The organism is Oceanibaculum sp. (assembly GCF_022449305.1).
In the GTDB taxonomy this organism is placed as follows: Bacteria; Pseudomonadota; Alphaproteobacteria; order Oceanibaculales; family Oceanibaculaceae; genus Oceanibaculum; species Oceanibaculum indicum.
In genome coordinates this window covers 1-19331 of the sequence record NZ_JAKUSO010000018.1, presented here as the reverse complement: position 1 = coordinate 19331, position 19331 = coordinate 1, and the positions used below count along the sequence as shown (strand labels likewise).

Sequence of the window (19331 nt, the reverse complement as noted above, 5' to 3'; positions counted from 1 at the left end):
GGATGCCTATGGCAAAGGAAGACGTCATCGAATTTTCCGGTACGGTCGTCGAATTGCTTCCGAACGCGATGTTCCGCGTGAAGCTGGACAATGATCACGAAGTGCTCGCGCACACTTCCGGCAAGATGCGCAAGAACCGGATCCGCGTGCTGGCTGGTGACCGGGTGAATGTCGAAATGACGCCCTATGACCTGACCAAGGGCCGCATCACCTTCCGCTTCAAGTAACCGGCATCCTTGCCGGATAACCCCGTGCCGGAACTGGGAGAAGGGGCATGACCGCGCCCGAACCGCCGGCCCGTCTGGTACTCGCCTCCGCCTCGCCGCGCCGCCTCGACCTGCTGGCGCAGATTGGCATCGTCCCCGCCGCGGTGGACCCTGCCGATATCGACGAGACGCCGCTGCCCCGCGAACTGCCTGTCGATCACGCGAAACGCCTGGCCGAGGCGAAGGCTGCGGCCGTCGCGGCGCGTCATCCGGGCTGTTTCGTGCTGGCCGCCGATACGGTGGTCGCCTGCGGGCGGCGCATCCTGCCGAAGGCGGAGACAGAGGCCGAGGCGAAGGCCTGCCTTGCGCTGCTGTCCGGCCGCCGGCACCGGGTGATCGGTGGCGTCTGCCTCGTTACGCCCAAGGGCAAATCCGTCGCGCGGGCCATCACCACTGCTGTTGCCTTCAAGCGGCTGGCGGCGGAGGAGATTGCCTTCTACCTCGCCGGCGGCGAATGGCGCGGCAAGGCCGGCGGCTATGCCATCCAGGGTTTTGCCGCCGTGTTCGCGCGGCAGATTGTCGGCTCCTACAGCAATGTGGTGGGGCTGCCGCTGCACGAGACCTACGGGCTGCTCAGCGGCAATGGTTATCCCTGTCTTGAGGCCAACTCATGTCGCGGGCAGGGCTAGAGGGCATCGATACCCTGCTGCTGGAGGTCGGCCCCGGCCTGACCCGCATCGCGCTGTGCCGCGACGGTTCCCTGATCGAACTGATAATCGAGGCCGCCGGCCATGAGAGCCGCATCGGCTGGACCCTGCTGGGGCGCGTTATCGAGGTGTCGCACGGGCTGGACGCCGCCTTCGTCGATACCGGCGAGGCGGAGCCGGGCTTCCTGCCGGCCCGCGCGGCGCGGCTGCTGAAGCCGGACATGCCCGCCGGCACGCCGATTGCCCGGCTGGTGAGCGAGGGCGAGGCCATCCTCGTTCAGCAGGTGAAGGATGAGAGTGCGGGCAAGGGTCCGACGCTGTCCGCCGATATCGCGCTGCACAGCGACCATCTGGTGCTGACGCCGCGCCTGCCCGGCGTCGCCGTTTCGCGCAGCATTCCCGGCAAGGCGGAGCGCTCCCGCCTGCGCCGCGCCGCGCTGGATGCCGCCCTGGCGCTGGACCTGCCGAAGCAGGAGGGGATCGTCGTGCGGACCTCCGCCGCCGGCCTTGATGCCGCCACGATCCAGTCGGAGCTGGAGGCGCTGGCCGGGCGCTGGCGCACGATCCAGGCGAAGGCCGCGCAGGCGAAGCCGCCGGCCCTGATCGACCGGCCGCCGGGTGCGCTGGAGCTGCTGCTGCCGCACCTGCCGGCGGAGGCGGACATCCTCTGCGCCGATCTGGCCGGCCATACGCGGGTGACGCGCTGGTGCGAGAAGCACCGGCCCGAGCTGCTACCCAACATCGTGCGCTATCGCGGCCACGACCCGCTGTTCGCCCGCGAGGGGGTGGAGGAGGAGATTGCTTTAGCATTGGAGCGCATCGTGCCGCTGCCGGGCGGCGGGGCGCTGGCCATCGATCCCACCGAGGCGCTGGTCGCCATCGATGTGAACGGGGCGGAGCGCGACCCGCGCGAGGCCGCCTTCGCCGCCGTTCCGGAAGTCGCCCGGCAGCTGCGCCTGCGCCAGCTTTCCGGCCTCATTCTGGTGGACTTCCCCCGGCTCGACCGCCGCGACGACCGCGACAAGCTGCTGGAGGCGCTGCGCGCGGCGCTGGCCGGCGACCGGGTGACAACGCAGCTGCTGGGCTTCACGCGCGGCGGGCTGGTCGAGATCATCCGCCCGCGCGACCGTGACACGCTGGCCCACCAGCTGGCGGTCTTGCGCGCCGGTTGACGGATCGGCCCGGCTGGCCTATCTGCGGACGGACGCATGACACCGGACCAGCCCACGGGAACAGACATGGCCGAAATCCATCACCTGCCGCGCCGCCGCAAGCAGGCCGCCTGCCCGGTCTGCAGGAAGCCGGCGGTCGAGACCTTCCGGCCGTTCTGCTCGAAGCGCTGCCAGCAGGTCGATCTCGGGCGCTGGCTCGGCGGCACCTACACCCTGCCGACCGAGGAGGAGCCGGACGAGGCCGATATCGAGGCACTGGCCCGCCGGCTGGAGGACAGCGAAAACTGATATGACATTTTCGTAGGCGCGCTGGCCGGAAAATGTTGGACAGCCCCCCGGGAATTTCCTATAAGCCAATCCCGCCCGGCGAGCGATATCGCCACGGTGCAGACGATGCGCCAAGCCCAGGTAGCTCAGTTGGTAGAGCATGCGACTGAAAATCGCAGTGTCGGCGGTTCGACTCCGTCCCTGGGCACCATTTCTTTTCAAAGGGTTATGCAGCCCGAACGCGGCTCCCCTTTGTTCCTTTTGACACTGATTTTGACAGTTTGAACGACCGTTCAGCGTAATGGGCGGCGACGGAGCCTTGCTTTTTGGTGTGAAGTGATGATTATCGTGCCGGTATGACTGAGCGGCTATCTCACCGATATGATGCTAGTCATCAATGTTTTCCAGAAGGGATGATCGGAAATCATCTAAATCAATCAACGTGGACTTAAGCATTTTTGATATATTTACAAGAGAGTTCATGTTTCTAATTATGTCTTTGTGTTTCAGTGAGAGAAAATCGCTTGTAGTGATTTTTATTAATTTTTCTGCGCGCGCGATGTCTTTATCTCTATTTTTTACATGATGGCGTATATTTTTTGGTAAATATATTAATTCTATATCTGAGTGTGTTTTGTATTCTTTAATTGCTCCTTCTGATTCTTTGAATATTACTTTTAATTCTCCATCTTTAAATTCATCTTCCTGCTTATGAAATTGGATAAATTCAAGTGAATATGCAATTCTTGAGTAATTATTAATAATTTGTTGGACATGGCCGTAATGTATTAATGCCTTGTTCTTTTTTCTCTCTGCAATTAAGCTTCTTTGTGTGAGGAAATAAATAACAATAACAAAGCCACCGCCGATCAGAGAGCCGAAAGCGCTTATTGCGCCTGCAATAATTGTTTCCCAATGCACTCGTGCGTGTGCTTCGATTGGCCAAATTATTGGCCATGGTTGAGCCATCATGGTCACGGCGACTATGAGCGTGACTACCAGAAGAAACAGCGGCCAGTTATTCTTGAAGTTCATACTCCCCATGCTGCCTGCGGTACTGCGTTCCGGCAAGCCCCGATGGTGGCGGTATCGGCGGCACAATCGAAATGCCAAGCGTGTCAGCCGCGCGTGAAAGTGGAATAACCGCTTCCTCTCTTTCCCCCTGCCGTGGGCTGCTGCCTTGCGTTAAAACACCCCCATGAACAGCGCGATCCTTCTGGACCTTCTGGGCATTGCCCTTTTCGCCGCGACGGGGGCGTTGTCGGCCTCGCGCAAGGAACTGGACATCATCGGCTTCCTGTTCCTGGCGACGGTGACGGGCATCGGCGGCGGCACGGCGCGCGACCTGATCCTGGGCGTGCCGGTGTTCTGGGTCGAACAGCCGCTCCATATCCTGATCTGCGCGGCGACGGCGATCGGCGTGTTCTTCACCGCGCATCTGCTGGAATCGCGCTATCGCCTGCTGCTGTGGCTGGATGCGGTGGCGCTGGCCGCCTATGGCGTGTTCGGCGCCTATAAGGGGCTGCTGGTCACCGGCTCGCCCGTGGTCGCCGTTGTTATGGGCATGCTGACCGGCACGCTGGGCGGCATATTGCGCGATGTGCTGGCGGGCGAACCCTCCGTCCTCATGCGCAAGGAAATCTACATCACCGCCGTGCTGGCCGGCGGGCTTGTCTATGTTGGTACCAGCCTTGCCGGGCTGCCGCTGCCGCTGGCCGCCGGGTCCGGCTTCGCCGTGGCGCTGTTCATCCGCAGCGGCGCGCTGGCCTTCGGCTGGTCGCTGGCCTCCTACAAGGCGCGGCCGGGCCGCAATCCGGAAGATATTCTCTAAACCCCTATCTCCGGCCCCCGTCCTGCCCCTAGACTGACTTCCAAGTAAGGGCAAAAACGGGAGGAGGCGGAGATGAGGCGCATTCTGGTAACCGGGTCGGGCAGCGGCATCGGCGCTGCGACGGTGCGGCAGCTGGCCAGGCCGGGTACCTCCATCGTGCTGCACGCGCTGAAGAACCGCGAGGGCTGCGCGCGCGTCGCGGCGGAGCTGCGGGAGAAGGGGGCCGAGACCCATATCGTGCTGGCGGACCTCACGCAGGCGGCGGAGGCCGACCGGCTGATCGACGAGGCGGTCTCGGCGCTGGGCGGGCTGGACGTGCTGGTCGCCAATGCCGGCTTCCCGGAGCTGAAGCGCTTCGGCGCGCTGGAGCGGGCCGATCTCGACCGCTGCTACAACATTATCCTGGGCGGGCTGTTCCAGATGGCGAACCGGGCGCTGCCGGCGCTGAAGCTGTCGCAGGACGGGCGGATCGTCGCCATCAGCACGCTGAACGCCCATGTGTTCCGCCCGAACTATCCGCTGTGCCCGGCCTCGGCCTCGGCCAAGGCGGGGTCGGAGGCGCTGATCCGCGCGCTGGCGGTGGAGCTGGCGCCCTACAAGGTGACGGCCAATTGCGTGGCGCCGGGGCTGATCCTGAAGGATGCCGACACCGAACAGTTCTACGATGATGCGGAGATGAAGCCGCTGATCGAGCATATCCCGCTCGGCCGTCCGGGGGAGCCGGCGGAGGTGGCGGCGATGATCGGCTTCCTGTGCAGCCCGGCGGCCTCCTACGTCACCGGGCAGGTTATCCATGTGAATGGCGGCATCGTGTAGCGCCGCCGGGTGCGCCATTCTGGGCGGAAAAGCGCAAGAATCCGTTCCGCAGCCTGCCGGTGCGGAAACATCGCTGCGTCCTTGCGGGGCGACGGCCTTAAGGCTTGTCCTGTCAGGTCTGGGCCGGTAGGCATAGCCATGCTGCGCCGCAGCATCACCCGTGCCTGCTTCCGGAGAGACCATTGACGCGACTTTCCCTTCCGCATGATTTTTTCGGACGGCTGCGCCATGAATGGCTCGGCAATATCCGCGGCGACGTGCTCGCCGGTCTGGTGGTGGCGCTGGCGCTGATCCCCGAAGCCATCGCCTTCTCGATCATCGCCGGTGTCGATCCGAAGATCGGGCTCTATGCCTCCTTCTCCATCGCCGTCATCATCGCCATCGTTGGCGGTCGGCCGGGCATGATTTCCGCGGCCACCGCGGCGACCGCCGTGCTGATGGTCACGCTGGTAAAGGAACACGGGCTGCAATATCTGCTGGCCGCCACCGTGCTGGCCGGGCTGATCCAGATACTGGCCGGCATATTGAAGCTGAACTATGTCATGCGCTTCGTTTCGCGCTCGGTGATGACCGGATTCGTGAACGCGCTGGCGATCCTGATCTTCCTGGCGCAGCTGCCGGAGCTGATCGGCGTGCCGTGGCTGACCTATGTGATGGTCGCCGGCGGGCTAGCCATCATCTACCTGTTTCCGCGCCTGACCCGCATCGTGCCGTCGCCGCTGGTCTGCATCCTGGTGCTGACCGGCCTGTCCATCGGGTTGGGGCTGGAGGTGCGCACGGTCGGCGACATGGGCGAGCTGCCCTCGACGCTGCCCTTCTTCCTGATCCCCGACATCCCGCTGACGCTGGAGACGCTGTGGATCATCCTGCCCTATTCGGCGGGCATCGCCGGTGTCGGCCTGCTGGAATCGCTGATGACCGCCTCCATCGTGGATGAGCTGACGGATACGCCCAGCGACAAGCGCCGCGAATGTATCGGCCAGGGCCTCGCCAACACCGCCACCGGCTTCATCGGCGGCATGGCGGGCTGCGCGATGATCGGCCAGTCGATCATCAATGTGAAATCCGGCGGGCGCGGGCGGCTGTCCTGCTTCTGCGCCGGCATCTTCCTCTTGTTCCTGATCGTGGTGCTGGGCGACTGGGTGAAGCAGATCCCGATGGCGGCGCTGGTTGCCATCATGATCATGGTGTCCATCGGCACCTTCTCCTGGGTCTCGATCCGCAATCTGAAGGATCATCCGCGCAGCTCCAGCATCGTCATGCTGGCGACCGTGGTGGTGGTGGTGGCGACGCACAACCTCGCCATCGGCGTGCTGGTCGGCGTGCTGCTGTCGGGCATCTTCTTCGCCTGGAAGATCGCGCAGATCTTCCGCGTCAGCTCCACCCTGTCCGGGGATGGCGCGGCGCGCACCTATGTCGTCGAGGGCCAGATGTTCTTTGCCTCGGTCGAGGATTTCGCCGCCGCCTTCGACTTCAAGGAGGCGCTGGAGAAGGTCACCATCGACCTCAGTCGCGCGCATATCTGGGATATCTCCAGTGTCGCCGCGGTGGATACCGTCGTGCTTAAATTCCGCCGCGAAGGGGCAGAGGTCGAACTGATCGGCCTCAACAAGGCCAGCGAGACCATCGTCGACAGGCTCGGCATCCACGACAAGCCCGGCGCGCTCGAACGCCTGATGGGGCACTGAGGAAGGAACCGCCATGACCAAGCTGCTCGTGCTGATCGACGGCTCGATCTATACGCAAAGCGTGTGCGACCACGCCGCCTGGGTGGCGGAGCGCACGAAAGCCTCGGTCGATCTGCTGCATGTGCTGGGCCGGCGCACCGTGTCCAGCGTGCCGGCGGATTTCAGCGGCAATCTGAATGCCGATGCGCGCGACACGCTGCTCGCCGAGCTCGCCAGCCTCGACGAACAGCAGGCGAAGCTGGCGCAGAAGCGCGGCCGGCTGATCCTGGAGGAAGCGAAGGCCCGCCTGGCGCAGGCCGGCATCGCCGACGTGACGACCAAACTGCGCAATGGCGACCTGCTGGAGACGGTGCAGGAGTTCGAGCCGCAGGCCGACCTGATCCTGATCGGCAAGCGCGGCGAGGCGGCGGATTTCGCCAGCCTGCATCTGGGCTCCAACCTGGAGCGCGTGGTGCGCGCCTCGCACAAGCCGGTGCTGGTCGCCTCGCGCGCCTTCAGGCCAGTCGGCAGCTTCCTCATCGCCTATGATGGCGGGGCGAGCGCCGACAAGGCAGTGGACCATATCGCGCAGGGCCATCTGTTCCCCGGCCTCGCCTGCCGGCTGCTGATGGCCGGCCAGCCGGATAGTGCGATGACGGCGAAGCTGGAGGCAGCGGCGGCGAAGCTGCGGGCCGCCGGCTATGGCGTGACCGCCGGTGTCGAGGCCGGCCAGCCGGATGCGGTGATCGCCCGCACCATCGAGCAGGAGGGTATCGGCCTGCTGGTGATGGGCGCCTACGGCCATTCCCGCATCCGCACCCTGATCATCGGCAGCACCACGACGGAGATGATCCGCTCCTGTCTCGTTCCGGTCATGCTGTTTCGCTAATATGGCCATTATCCACCCGCCCGCACCGTGGTAGCTTGAGATTGAAGGGGCGGCTGGACGCGTTTCCGTAGTGCCCTAGATCAATAGCGACGATGGCCGTCAGGCCATGAGTACGCCTGTCAGGGAGAGACCGAGATGAAAATGAGGGGCTTTTGCGTGCCCGCCGCGGCGGCCGCCGCGGTGCTGGGCGTCATGGTTGCGGGCGCGGCACATGCCGCGACGGTGAAGATCACGCCGCTGGGAAGCCATGAGGGTGAGTTCTGCAGCTTCGACCGGGCGATGGTCTTCGAGGACCCGGACGGCACGCGCATCCTGTACGATGCCGGGCGTACGGTCGCCGGTGCGGAGGATCCGCGCCTCGGCAAGATCGACGCCGTGCTGGTCAGCCACATGCATGGCGACCATGTCGGCGACCGGCACATTCCGGCAGCCGGGGCAGGGGCCTGCGGCCGGCCGGACATCGCCACCGTGGCGCTGCCCGACACGCTGTCGGTGAAGATCGCCGCCGCCAAGAACGCCAAGATCGTGACCGGCAGCGAGATGCCGTCCTTCTTCGCCGCCAAGCTGAAGGAGGTGGGTGCCGATCCGCAGAATTCGCAGCTGGTGCGCTTCGGCGCCTCGCGAAAGGTCGGCGGTGTCACCATCACCACCGTGCCGGCGGCGCATTCCAACGGCATCGCGCCGGGCATGATCGGCGGCCCGTTCGCCGAGATGCTCTCTAAGGCGGGACTGACTGCCTATGCCGGCCCGCCGACCGGTTATGTGCTGACCTTCAGCAACGGCCTCGTCACCTACCTGTCCGGCGATACCGGCGTCACCGCCGAGCAGCAGGTGGTGGTGGGTGACCAGTACAAGGCGAAGCTGGTCGTCATGAATATCGGCGACACCTTCACTACCGGCCCGACCGAGGCGGCCTATGTGGTGAACGAGCTGATCAAGCCGGCGGCGGTCATCCCGTCGCATGCCAACCAGCCCTCCACCGAGGGCGGCAAGCTGATCGCCGGCAGCCGCACCGACATCTTCGCCAAGGCGGTGTCGGCGCCGGTGCACCTGCCGCTGTCCGGCCGCACCATGGTGTTCGACGGTGCTGCGAAATGTGTATCGGGCTGCTGATCGGCTCTTGAGGCCAAATGGAAACGGGCGCTCCTGACAGGAGCGCCCGTTTTTGTGCTCGGATGCTTTCACGGCCGGGCGAAAGTCTCTAGGCTGGCCGCAGGGGATGCTGCCTAACAGAACGCGGCCAGTTCCATGGTCTATGACAAGCGCAATCGGCGGGTAACGGTTCAGGGTGCCAGAGGCGGCGCCTATCGGCTGGACGACCGGTTGCCGGAGAACATCGACCCCTTGCTGCGGCAGATACTGGATTACTTTCTGGGTCATTACCGGGAAGGCGGACGGGTGATCCGCAAGGCGGAGATCGATCCGCTGGCCTTTCACCGCGCCCTGCCCAAGGTTTGGATCTATGAGCGGCTGGCGAAGGACGAGTTCATCTGCCGTCTGGCGGGCGACGATGTGCGCAGCATGTATGACCGCCCGATTGTCGGCTGCTCCCTCGCCAAGCTGATCCGGGTGCAGAACGCGCCGGACGTCATGGCGCATCACGAGGCCATCCTGTCGATGCCGGGCATCGGCTATATGACTGGCCGGGTCTATCTGCAGAGCCTGGAGCGCTTTGGCATCGGCGAGCGGCTGCTGCTTCCGGCGCTGGGTGAGGACGGCGTTCCCCGCTTCATCTGGGGGGCGGCCAGCTACCATTTCGATACGGTGGGCCAGGATGCGATCCTGGAGCAGCCGAACCGCCTGCTGATCCCGCTTGCCAATCTTTCTGCTACTCCTTCCTGACGGGACTTCTCCATGCCGATCCGCACCCGCCTGACCGAGCGCCTCGATCTGCGCCATCCCGTATTGCTGGCGCCGATGGCGCTGGTTTCCGGCGGGGCGCTGGCATCCGCCGTCACCGGGGCCGGTGGCCTTGGCATGATCGGCGGCGGCTATGGCGATGCGGACTGGCTGCGGCGCGAGCTGGCGGCGGCCGGCAACCAGCGCGTGGGCTGCGGTTTCATCACCTGGTCCCTGGCGCAGCAGCCGCAGCTGCTGGATCTGGCGCTAGAGCACCGGCCGGCGGCGGTGATGCTGTCCTTTGGCGATCCGGCCCCCTTCGCGCCGAAGGTGAAGGCGGCGGGCATCCCGCTGATCTGCCAGGTGCAGAGTTTGGGCCATGCGCGCGAGGCGCTGGCTGCTGGCGCCGATATTCTGGTGGCGCAGGGCACGGAGGCTGGCGGTCACGGGGCGACACGCGGCACCATCGCACTGGTGCCGGCGGTGGTCGATCTGGTCCGCCGGGACGCGCCGCAAACGCTGGTGCTGGCGGCGGGCGGCATCGCCGACGGGCGCGGCCTTGCTGCGGCGCTGATGCTGGGCGCGGATGGCATCCTGGCCGGCACGCGCTTCTACGCCGCCACCGAATCGCTGGCGCCGGACGCGGTAAAGCGCCGCATCACCGAAATCGGCGGCGACGATACGTTGCGCACCAGCGTGTTCGATATCGTGCGGGAAAAGGACTGGCCGAAGCCCTTCACCATCCGCGGCGCGCGCAACGCGCTGACGGCAGAATGGCAGGGGCGGGAGACGGCACTGGCCGCCGAGGGCAAGGCGGCGGTGGAGCGCTACAACCAGGCCATCGCCGCACAGGATCTGGAAATCATGGGGGTGTTCGCCGGAGAGGGGGCCGATTTGATTGCCGATGTAGCGCCGGCCGCCACTCTCCTGGAACGCATGGTGGGGGAGGCCGAGGCGGCGCTGAGGAGCGCCGCCGGCCTGCTTGCCTAGCCTCAGTTGATCGTCGGGACGCTGCCGCCCAGCACGCCGAACAGGCGCAGCAGCCAGATCACCACCAGAATCACCACGACGATGTTCAGGATCGATTTGATCTTGTGGTCCATCGGGATGTAGCGGTTCACCGCCCACAGCACGACACCAATGATCACAAGAGTAAGAATCAACGAAAGAACCGACATTTCTGTCCTCCTGACCCTGCGCCTAAAGAAGTATCTGAGGCAGGGTTAAAATTATTCCGAACGACCAAGGAAATGGCCTTGTGATAGGGCGCGATCTCTTGGTTTGTCCTGAAATAACGCAGAAGGACGGGAATGGTTCTCTTGGGGATAAAGAAAAGTGCGGTGGCCTATTCCGCGGCGTCGGCCTTACCGCCCAATGGTCCAGCCTTTGGCGCCCAGCGATCCAGTGCCTGATCGTCGCTCTCGCGGGCATCGACCCAGTGCGCGCCCTCGCCGGTTTCTTCCAGCTTCCAGAAGGGGGCTTGGGTCTTCAGATAGTCCATCAGGAACATGGCCGACTCGAAGGCAGCCTGCCGGTGTGCCGAGGCGGTCACCACCAGCACGATGCGGTCGCCGGGTTCCAGCCTGCCATAGCGGTGGATGATCAGGCTGGCCTGCAGCGGCCAGCGCTCCTGTGCTTCCGCCTCGATGCGGGCCAGTGCCTTCTCAGTCATGCCGGGATAATGCTCCAGCGTCATCGCGCCGATTCCGGCATTGCCGGCCATGTCGCGCACCAGGCCGGTGAAGCTGGCCACACCGCCGATGGCATGGTTGCCCTCGGTCAGCGCCGCAATCTCCGCGCCGATGTCGAAATCCTCGCGCTGCACCCGGATCATTGCCTCAGCCTCCCGTCACCGGCGGGAAGATCGCCACCTCGTCGCCCGGCTTCAGCGGATGGTCGGGGCGGACATATTCCTGGTTCACCGCGACCTTCACCACGCGGGCATCCTTCAGCGCCTCGGCATAGCCGGGGCCACGCGCCTTCAGCCAGTCCAGCAGCCCGGCCACATCGGTGACCTCGGCGGGGGGCGTCACCTCTTCCTCAGCAGTGCCGATCTTCTGGCGTACCCAGGCGAAATAGAGCAGCTTCACAGTCCGACCTCGCTGAACGGCAGATAGGGAACCACGGAACCGGCCGCGATCCGCGTCGCCTCCTCGGGCAATTCGACCAGCCCGTCGGCGGCGACCATGGAGGATAGCACACCGGCCCCGTCCTGTTCGAATCGGTGGGCGACAAGCTGGCCATCGCTGCGCCGCTCCAGCCGCACGCGGACATATTCGCGCCGGTCCTGCTTCTTCTTGTAGTCGAAACCGGAGAGCACCGGGAACAGCTTCGGATCGCTCTCCTCGGCGCCCGACAGGCGTTCAATAATCGGCCGGGCGACGCGCAGGAAGGTGACCATGACCGCGACCGGATTACCGGGCAGGCCGATAAAGGCGGTGCCCCGGGCCTGGCCCAGAGCCACCGGGCGCCCCGGCTTGATGGCGAGGCGCCAGAAATGGAGCGAACCCAGCGCCTCGACGGCGGCCTTCACATGATCCTCCTCGCCGCCGGAGACGCCGCCGGAGGTGATCAGCAGGTCATGCGACCCGGCAGCCTTCTCCAGCGCATCGGTAATCGCCTGCCGGTCGTCGGGCAGGATGCCGAGGTCGGTGACGGCGCAGCCCATGCCATCCAGCAGGGCCGCCAGGGTGAAGCGGTTGGAATCGTAGATGCCGCCGGCGGGCAGCGGGGCAGGCGGATCGCGCACCTCGTCGCCGGTCGAGAAAATCGCAACGCGCAGCGGCGCATGCACGGCCAGTTCCGTCAGCCCCTGCGCGGCGGCCAGGCCGATATCCTGCGGACGCAGTTTCTGCCCCTGGCGCAGGATGGCATCGCCCTGCCGCACATCTTCGCCGGCCTTGCGGCGGTTGGCACCGCGTTTGATGCCGGCGGGAATGACGACATGCCCATCCTCCTCCCGGCAATCCTCCTGCATCATTACCGTATCGGGGCCGGCATCGCCATTGCCGGGCGGCATCGGTGCGCCGGTGAAGATGCGGATGGCGGTGCCGCGCCTGGCTGGGCCGTCCAGCGTGTGACCAGCGGCGACGCGGCCGGCGAGCGGCAGCCGCACCTCGCCCTCGGCCGGCAGATCGTCGAAATAGACGGCATAACCATCGACGGCAGAATTATCGTGCGGCGGCACATTCAGCCGCGCTGTCAGCGGCGCGGCGAGGCAGCGCCCCAGCGCTTTGCGCAACGGCACAGTCTCGACATCCGTCAGCGGTGTCAGCCGGCTGCGCAAATCGGCAAGCGCCTCCTCGACCGGAACCAGCCGGCCGCCAAAGGCGAAGCAGTCGTCGGTAAGCTGTGCCATGGCAAGATACTGGTCAGCGCGCGGCCAGACCGCAATGGGTCAAAATGAACCGGGCGATGGCATCCAGATCGTCGATCGGCAGCACCGGCACTGCTGCATCGGCCAGAGCAGCATCGCTGGCGACCGCCACCACCTTCGAATCCTCGCGGTAGAGCGGCGGCTTGCCGACCGACGGGCGATAGACTTCCAGCTTTTCGTGGCCCTCATGCTTGAAGCCCTCGACCAGCAGCAGGTCCACCGGCGTCATGTTGCGGATCAGATCGGAGAGCGTCGGCTCCGGCGCGCCGCGATGCTCGTGCATCAGCGCCCAGCGCGCGGCGGAACTGATCATCACCTCGGTGGCGCCGGCCTCGCGGTGGCGGTAGGAATCCTTGCCAGGCTTGTCCACATCGAAGGCATGATGCGCGTGCTTCACCGTGGAAACCGTGACTCCAGCGCGCACGATCAGCGGGATCAGGCCGGTCAGCAGGGTGGTCTTGCCGCTGCCACTCCAGCCGGCAATGCCGAAAATCCTCATCGCTTGTCCATGGGGCTGCGGAACATCACTCTGCGGGCGGGGTCGATTGCGCGGGCTTCATGGCGGTCCGAGCCACGCTGTCACGCGCATCTTCCGCCTGCATGTGGCGGATGCCGGCGCGCAGATAATCATAGCCGGTGATCAGGGTCAGCAGGGCGGCCAGCCACAGCAGCACCTCGCCAATCGTCTGGATCGGCAGCACGATGGGCAGCAGCGGGTTCAGCACGCCATTGCCGGCCTCGCCGACGATCAGCACGGCGATGGCGACCATCTGGATGCCGGTCTTCCATTTGGCCAGCCAGGTGACGGGCAGGCTGGCCGCGGTGCCGGCCAGGAATTCGCGCAGGCCGGAGACCAGTATCTCGCGGCACAGGATGACCAGCACCGCCAGCACGCTCAGTTCGCTGACCCGTTCGGCATGCACCAGCATCAGCAGGGCGGCGGCGACGAACAGCTTGTCGGCGATGGGGTCGAGGAACCGGCCGAAGGCGGATATCTGCCCCATGGTCCGCGCGAAATAGCCGTCGAAATAATCGGTGACGGCGGCCAGCACGAACAGGCCGCAGGCCAGCCAGCGGTAGAGCGGCGCATCGAAGAACAGGAGCGCCACGAGAGCCGGTATCGCGGCAATGCGCGACAGGGTGAGCAGATTTGGCAGGCTGGTCAGCATAGAAGCCCCGATTCTCTTCGCTTCGGGCGGCGTCAGCCGATCCTACCCTTCGTCGTGGAAATGGTCATAGATTTTTTTTGCCGTCGCCCGGCTGATTCCCTCCACAGTCTCCAGATCGGCAAGCCCGGCACGCTCGACCGCGCGGGCGGAGCCGAAATGCATCAGCAGCGCCTTCTTGCGCTTGCCGCCGATACCCGGCACATCGTCCAGGCTGGACCGCTGCAGCGACTTCGCCCGCTTGGCGCGGTGGGTCTCGATGGCGAAGCGGTGCGCCTCGTCGCGCAGCCGCTGCAGGAAATACAGCACCGGGTCGCGCAGCTCCATGCTGAACGGCTCACGGCCCGGCATGAAGAAGCGCTCGCGCCCGGCATTGCGCTCCGGCCCCTTGGCGATGGCGACCAGCGGCACATCCTCGATGCCCAGCTCCGCCAGCACCTCGACGGCCACACCCAGCTGCCCCAACCCGCCATCGATCAGCACCAGGTCGGGCCAGGCGCCGGTCTCGCGGTCCGGGTCCTCCTTCAGCGCGCGGGCGAAGCGGCGGGTCAGCACCTCGCGCATCATGCCGTAATCGTCGCCTGCCACTTCGGCGGCGCGGATGTTGAACTTGCGGTAGGCGTTCTTCATCAGCCCGTCCGGTCCGGCGACGATCATCGCGCCGATGGCGTTGGTGCCCTGGACGTGGGAATTGTCATAAACCTCCACCCGGTCCAGCGGTCCGTCCAGCCCGAAGGCGGCGGCCACCCCGTCCAGCAGCTTGCGCTGCGAGCTGCTTTCCGCCAGCCGTCGGCCCAGCGCCTCGCGCGCGTTGGTCACCGCCTGGTCGATCACCTTGCGCTTGGCGCCGCGCTGCGGCACCGCCAGCTCGACCCTGTGGCCGGCGCTGACCGCCAGCGCCTCGGCCAGCAGCTCCTGCTCGTCCGGGACATGGCTCAGCAGGATGGCGCGCGGCGGCTCCTTATTGTCGTAGAACTGGCCGATGAAGGCCGCCAGCACTGCCGGCAGCTCCAGATTCTTTTCGTGGCTCGGGAAGTAGGAGCGGTTGCCGTAGTTCCGGCCGCCCCGGAAGAAGAAGACCTGGATGCAGGTCGCCCCGCCTTCCTGATGGGCGGCGATCACGTCGGCATCCTCCAGCCCGGCGACATTCACATCCTGGTGCGACTGGATGTGCGACAGGCCGCGGATGCGGTCGCGGAACAGGGCGGCGGCCTCGAAATCCATGGCGTCGCTGGCCGCCTGCATGCGCCTTGCCAGCATCTCCTGGATCTGCCGGCTCTTGCCGCTGAAGAAGTCGCGCGCCTCGCGCACCTGCTCGGCGTACTGCTCCTTCGTCACATAACCGACGCAAGGCGCGGTGCAGCGCTTGATTTGGTACTGCAGGCAGGGCCGGGTACGGCTGGCGAACATGCTGTCGGTGCAGTTGCGCAACAGGAAGGCGCGCTGCAGGGATGTGAGCGTCTGCTTCACCGCCCCCGCCGAGGCAAAGGGGCCGAAATAGTCGCCTGGGCGGCCGCGCGATCCCCGGTGCTTCAGGATCTGCGGGAAATCATGGTCGCCGCTGATCAGGATGTAGGGGAAGGACTTGTCGTCGCGCAGCAGCACATTGTAGCGCGGCATGAAGCGCTTGATGTAGTTGCTCTCCAGCAGCAGCGCCTCGACCTCGGTGTGGGTGACCACCACCTCCAGCGTCACCGTCTCGGCCACCATGCGCTGCAACCGGTAGGGCAGGCGTTCGGGCTGGGTATAGGCGACGACGCGTTTCTTCAGGCTGCGCGCCTTGCCGACATAGAGCGCGTCGCCGCGCTTATCCAGCATGCGATAGACGCCGGGTGCATTGGGCAGAGTGCGCAGCTTCGCTTTCAGCACCGCCACGCCGCGCTCCAGCGAGACCGCAGGCGTGTCCGCCGGCCGGGGTTCGGGAACCCGGCCGGGCGTCGGCTCAAAAGGATGGGTGTCGCGTGCTGCCTTGGCCATCTGTCTGCTCGTTAACCCGTATGGCGGACTTATTACCCTTCTGCACGGCGCCTGTGTAGGGCGTAGCACTTGGTTAACATGGGAACTCTTCCGCCTATCCACGATTCCTGTGGATAACTTTGTGGGCAAGCAGGGGGTGTGATTGCGCCAGTTACGGGCTTCCTAGGACTCCACCGTTATTGCTCAAAAAATAGGCAAAGAATTATATATTTGATTTCATTATAGTTTTTTATGTCAATCCGAGAAAATGAGGAGGCTGGAGTTTTTCCCGTTGACAGTCACGGCCGTTCCCAATCCATGGTTTTTTGCTGTGCACAACTTTCATCTAATGCGGTCTTTTGAATCCGGAATAGCGCCGCTTTTGAAGCGCTTACGGCGTCATTTTAACGCCATAATTAACCGTTCCTTCATATTATAGACATCTTTTGGCAATGATATTGCCCGTTGGCCTTCGCAGTGGACGCCGGCCCGTCAGGAAAGATGCTGGCCGCCATCCAGCGCAATCATCTGGCCGGTCATGGAGCGCGCCTGCACGATGAAGGCGATGGCCCGGCAGATTTCCGCCAGCTCCGTCTGCCGGCGCAGCGGCACGCTCTCCACCTCCGCCGCGAAATCCGCTTGCGACTGATGGATGCTTTGCAGCACAGGGCCGGGGCCGATGGCATTCACCCGGATGCGCGGCGCCAGCGCCAGCGCGAGCGTGCGGGTCAGCGTCCACAGGCCGGATTTGCTCAGCGTGTAGGACAGGAAGTCCGGCCCCGGATGCAGCACGCGCTGGTCGATGATGTTGACCACCACCCCTTCCGCTTCCGGCGGCAAGGCCGTGGCGAAGCGCTGGATCAGCAGCGCCGGCGCGCGCAGATTGGCCTCCATGTGGCGGTCCCAGCCCGCCCGGTCCATGATTTCGATATCGTCCTGCTCGAAGATCGAGGCGTTGTTGACCAGCAGGCCGACAGGGCCCAGCGCCGCGGCAGCGCTCGGCACCAGCGTTTCCACCTCGTCCTCATTCATCAGGTCGGCCGAGAGTACCGTGGCCCGCCGCCCAAAGGCCGTGATCTCGCGCACCAGCGCATCGGCCTCGTCCCGGGAATTGTTGGCATGCACGGCCACATCCCAGCCCTGCCGGGCCAGGTCCAGCGCGATGGCGCGGCCGATGCGGCGGGCGGCACCGGTCACCAGCGCCACCCGGGGAAGGGAGGTGGGTACGGTATCGGGCAGGGAGGGATCGCTGTCAGCCATGCGCAGCAAGCTACGTGGACCGCCGGCAAGGTCAAGCGGCTTCACGGCAGGCTGCTGCAACGGATGCTGACAGCCGGTGCCGCTTGGCCTTACTGTTGGGCCTTACTGTTGGCGCACCATCTTTGCCGGGACGGGGCTGTTGGACGATATCGCGAAACTGATCTGGAATCCTGACGCGATCCATGGCGCCGGAACCGCCGATGTTCTTGTCTTCCTGATTGCCGCGGTGATGTTCGCCCCGCTGTTCCGCCGCCTGCGGTTCAGCCAGGTGCTGGGATATCTTGCCGCCGGCGCGCTCATAGGGCCGTTCGGGCTGGGCCTCGTCGGCGATGTCGAGGGCACGCGGCATCTGGCGGAATTCGGTGTCGTCTTCCTGCTGTTCGCCATCGGGCTGGAGCTGAGCTTCGAGCGCCTGCGGATCATGCGGAAGCTGGTGTTCGGGCTGGGCACGGCGCAGGTGCTGGTGACCGGCACGGTGCTGGCCGGAATTGCCGTCGCCGTGGGGCTGGACCTGCCGGCTGCCATCGTGATCGGCGGCACGCTGGCGCTGTCCTCGACCGCCTTCGTGGTGCAGTTGCTGCAGGAACGCGGCGAGTTCGCCACCCACCATGGCCGCGCCGCCTTCGCCACGCTGCTGTTCCAGGATCTGGCGGTGGTGCCGCTGCTGGTCATCGTGCCGCTGCTGAGCGCCCCCTCTGAAGGGGCGATTGCCCTCAGCCTCGTCTTTGCCATCGTGAAGGCCGCGATTGCCCTTGTGGTCATCGTGCTGATCGGCCGGCTGCTGCTGCGCCCGCTCTACCGACTGATGGCGTCTGTCGGCTCGCGGGAGATTTTCACCGCGCTCACCCTGCTGGTGGTGCTGGGCATCGGTTCGGCGACGCAGATGGTCGGGCTGTCGATGGCGCTGGGCGCCTTCCTGGCCGGCCTGCTGATCTCCGAATCGGAATTCCGCCATCAGGTCGAGGCGGATATCGAGCCGTTCCGCGCCATCCTGCTGGGCCTGTTCTTCATGACCGTCGGCATGTCGGTCAATCTGTCCCTGGCCTTCGATCATCTGGGCACGGTGCTGCTGCTGATCGGCGGGCTGATCGCGGTGAAGATGCTGGTGCTGTTCGGCCTGGCGCTGCTGTTCCGGCAGGGGCTCCTGGCGTCGCTGCGCATCTCCGCGCTGCTGTGCCAGGGCGGGGAATTCGCCTTCGTGATCTTCGGCGTTGCGGTCGCGGCGAATGTGCTTGAGCCTCTTGCCGTGCAGATGATGTTCCTCGTGGTGTCGGTCAGCATGGCGCTGACCCCGCTGGTGATGCTGGTGGTGGACCGGCTGACCCGGCATATGGACAACAGCCATCTGGAGGAGCTGGGGCCGGACGAGTGCGGCGAGCTGGAAAACCATGTGATCATCGCCGGCTACGGGCGGTTCGGGCGGATCATCGCGCGGCTGCTGGAGGCGCAGGGCGTCACCGTGGCGATGCTCGACATGGATGCCGCCAATGTGGCAGAGAACCGCGCCAATGGCCGCCCGGTCTATTACGGCGATGCCGGACGGCGCGATATATTGCGGCTGGTCGGGGCGGAAAAGGCATTGGGGATCGTGCTTACCCTGGACCGCCACAAGCATCTGCCGGCGCTGGTCAGCCAGCTGCGCGAGGATTTCCCCAACCTGACGATCTTCGCGCGCTCGCCCGACGCGCAGACGACGCGCGAGCTGGAGGCGGCGGGCGCCTATGTCGCGGTGCCGGAGCTGCTGGAGGCCAGCCTGCAGCTGGGGGCGGAGGTGCTGGCGAAGATCGGCGTGCCGGAAACCGAAATCGAATCGCTGGTCGATGCCTTCCGCCATGTCGATAGCGGCCGCCGGCGCACGACCCAGGCCGACGGCCAGACCGATACCGCGTCAGAGATGGAGACAGAGTCCGAACGCCCGGTCGATCCGGTCGTGGCGGCCTGCGAGGCACTGGAGCGGGTGGACGAGCTGCGGCAGGCGGAACCGCCCGCCGAGGACGAAAAGCGCGCCGTCGCCTGATGGTCGCTTTTTCATGAAAGAGCAGCGGCTGGCCTATATCCTGCTGGCCATCGCCCCGGCGATGTTCGCCAGCAACATGCTGACGGCGCGGCTGGTGCATGAGATGGAGCCGCCGGTGGGGCTTGCCTTCTGGCGCGGGGCGGTGACCTGTCTGCTGCTGCT

The 19331-nt window shown here is 65.3% G+C and carries 21 protein-coding genes and 1 tRNA gene; 13 read left to right on the top strand and 9 right to left on the bottom strand.

The genetic code is table 11. The annotated features are described in order from the left end of the window. Positions 1–8: 8 nt before the first annotated feature. The 5 genes from infA (at position 9) to MK313_RS07790 (ending at position 2563) form a co-directional block, all read left to right on the top strand. Positions 9–227, top strand: coding sequence for a translation initiation factor IF-1 (gene infA, locus MK313_RS07810; RefSeq protein ID WP_008943488.1), 219 nt, complete (start codon positions 9–11; stop codon positions 225–227). A 47-nt stretch (positions 228–274) separates the two neighbouring features. Next, on the top strand, positions 275–895 hold the full coding sequence (locus tag MK313_RS07805) for a Maf family protein (protein ID WP_287780741.1): 621 nt from the start codon (positions 275–277) through the stop codon (positions 893–895). Then, positions 877–2085, top strand: a complete 1209-nt coding sequence (locus MK313_RS07800) for a ribonuclease E/G (protein WP_287780740.1) — start codon at positions 877–879, stop codon at positions 2083–2085. The genes MK313_RS07805 and MK313_RS07800 overlap by 19 nt, the downstream gene beginning before the upstream one ends. Before the next feature lie 66 nt (positions 2086–2151). After that, entirely contained in the window at positions 2152–2373 is a 222-nt protein-coding gene (locus MK313_RS07795) for a DNA gyrase inhibitor YacG (protein WP_287780739.1), read from the top strand. Between the two features lie 114 nt (positions 2374–2487). Then, positions 2488–2563 (top strand) — tRNA-Phe (locus MK313_RS07790). Positions 2564–2739: 176 nt separating this feature from the next. On the opposite strand, the gene MK313_RS07785 is transcribed toward MK313_RS07790, so the two are convergent. Then, on the bottom strand, positions 2740–3387 hold the full coding sequence (locus tag MK313_RS07785) for a hypothetical protein (RefSeq protein ID WP_287780738.1): 648 nt from the start codon (positions 3385–3387) through the stop codon (positions 2740–2742). Between the two features lie 163 nt (positions 3388–3550). On the opposite strand from MK313_RS07785, the gene MK313_RS07780 reads away from it, so the two are divergent. The 7 genes from MK313_RS07780 to MK313_RS07750 all read left to right on the top strand — a co-directional run bounded on the left by MK313_RS07780 (position 3551) and on the right by MK313_RS07750 (position 10384). Further along, positions 3551–4183 (top strand): trimeric intracellular cation channel family protein, encoded by a 633-nt coding sequence (locus tag MK313_RS07780; protein ID WP_121218677.1) that lies wholly within the window; start codon positions 3551–3553, stop codon positions 4181–4183. A gap of 72 nt (positions 4184–4255) precedes the next feature. Continuing rightward, positions 4256–4999, top strand: coding sequence for an SDR family NAD(P)-dependent oxidoreductase (locus MK313_RS07775; RefSeq protein WP_287780737.1), 744 nt, complete (start codon positions 4256–4258; stop codon positions 4997–4999). A gap of 182 nt (positions 5000–5181) precedes the next feature. Next, positions 5182–6687 (top strand): SulP family inorganic anion transporter, encoded by a 1506-nt coding sequence (locus MK313_RS07770; protein ID WP_287780736.1) that lies wholly within the window; start codon positions 5182–5184, stop codon positions 6685–6687. A 13-nt stretch (positions 6688–6700) separates the two neighbouring features. Next, positions 6701–7555, top strand: a complete 855-nt coding sequence (locus MK313_RS07765) for a universal stress protein (RefSeq protein WP_287780735.1) — start codon at positions 6701–6703, stop codon at positions 7553–7555. Positions 7556–7711: 156 nt separating this feature from the next. Beyond that, positions 7712–8668 (top strand): MBL fold metallo-hydrolase, encoded by a 957-nt coding sequence (locus MK313_RS07760; protein WP_287780734.1) that lies wholly within the window; start codon positions 7712–7714, stop codon positions 8666–8668. A 135-nt stretch (positions 8669–8803) separates the two neighbouring features. Next, positions 8804–9397: a PAS domain-containing protein gene (locus MK313_RS07755; protein ID WP_287780733.1), complete on the top strand. Its 594-nt coding sequence runs from the start codon at positions 8804–8806 to the stop codon at positions 9395–9397. Between the two features lie 12 nt (positions 9398–9409). Further along, on the top strand, positions 9410–10384 hold the full coding sequence (locus MK313_RS07750) for an NAD(P)H-dependent flavin oxidoreductase (protein WP_287780732.1): 975 nt from the start codon (positions 9410–9412) through the stop codon (positions 10382–10384). 2 nt (positions 10385–10386) lie between these two features. On the opposite strand, the gene MK313_RS07745 is transcribed toward MK313_RS07750, so the two are convergent. From MK313_RS07745 to MK313_RS07710, 8 genes are all read right to left on the bottom strand, one after another. Beyond that, the gene (locus tag MK313_RS07745; RefSeq protein ID WP_008943475.1) at positions 10387–10572 is read right to left on the bottom strand and encodes a Thivi_2564 family membrane protein; all 186 of its coding nucleotides are present in this window, start codon (positions 10570–10572) and stop codon (positions 10387–10389) included. Between the two features lie 167 nt (positions 10573–10739). Then, a complete protein-coding gene (locus tag MK313_RS07740; protein WP_287780731.1) occupies positions 10740–11228 on the bottom strand; it encodes a molybdenum cofactor biosynthesis protein MoaE in 489 nt (162 codons plus the stop codon). Positions 11229–11232: 4 nt separating this feature from the next. Beyond that, positions 11233–11484 carry a molybdopterin converting factor subunit 1 gene (gene moaD / locus MK313_RS07735; protein ID WP_008943473.1) on the bottom strand — a complete coding sequence of 84 codons (252 nt, stop codon included), beginning with the start codon at positions 11482–11484 and terminating at the stop codon, positions 11233–11235. Beyond that, positions 11481–12752: a gephyrin-like molybdotransferase Glp gene (glp, locus tag MK313_RS07730; RefSeq protein ID WP_287780730.1), complete on the bottom strand. Its 1272-nt coding sequence runs from the start codon at positions 12750–12752 to the stop codon at positions 11481–11483. The genes moaD and glp overlap by 4 nt, the downstream gene beginning before the upstream one ends. A gap of 13 nt (positions 12753–12765) precedes the next feature. Continuing rightward, positions 12766–13269 carry a molybdopterin-guanine dinucleotide biosynthesis protein B gene (gene mobB / locus MK313_RS07725; protein ID WP_287780729.1) on the bottom strand — a complete coding sequence of 168 codons (504 nt, stop codon included), beginning with the start codon at positions 13267–13269 and terminating at the stop codon, positions 12766–12768. 25 nt (positions 13270–13294) lie between these two features. Then, complete coding sequence (gene pgsA / locus MK313_RS07720; RefSeq protein ID WP_287780728.1) at positions 13295–13939, bottom strand: CDP-diacylglycerol--glycerol-3-phosphate 3-phosphatidyltransferase; 645 nt, start codon at positions 13937–13939, stop codon at positions 13295–13297. A 42-nt stretch (positions 13940–13981) separates the two neighbouring features. Next, on the bottom strand, positions 13982–15913 hold the full coding sequence (gene uvrC / locus MK313_RS07715) for an excinuclease ABC subunit UvrC (RefSeq protein WP_287780727.1): 1932 nt from the start codon (positions 15911–15913) through the stop codon (positions 13982–13984). Between the two features lie 471 nt (positions 15914–16384). Further along, entirely contained in the window at positions 16385–17152 is a 768-nt protein-coding gene (locus tag MK313_RS07710) for an SDR family oxidoreductase (RefSeq protein ID WP_183077889.1), read from the bottom strand. Positions 17153–17291: 139 nt separating this feature from the next. Here MK313_RS07710 and MK313_RS07705 point away from each other — a divergent pair, with 139 nt between their 5' ends. Further along, positions 17292–19169: a monovalent cation:proton antiporter-2 (CPA2) family protein gene (locus MK313_RS07705; RefSeq protein ID WP_287780726.1), complete on the top strand. Its 1878-nt coding sequence runs from the start codon at positions 17292–17294 to the stop codon at positions 19167–19169. The last annotated feature ends 162 nt before the right edge of the window (positions 19170–19331 follow it).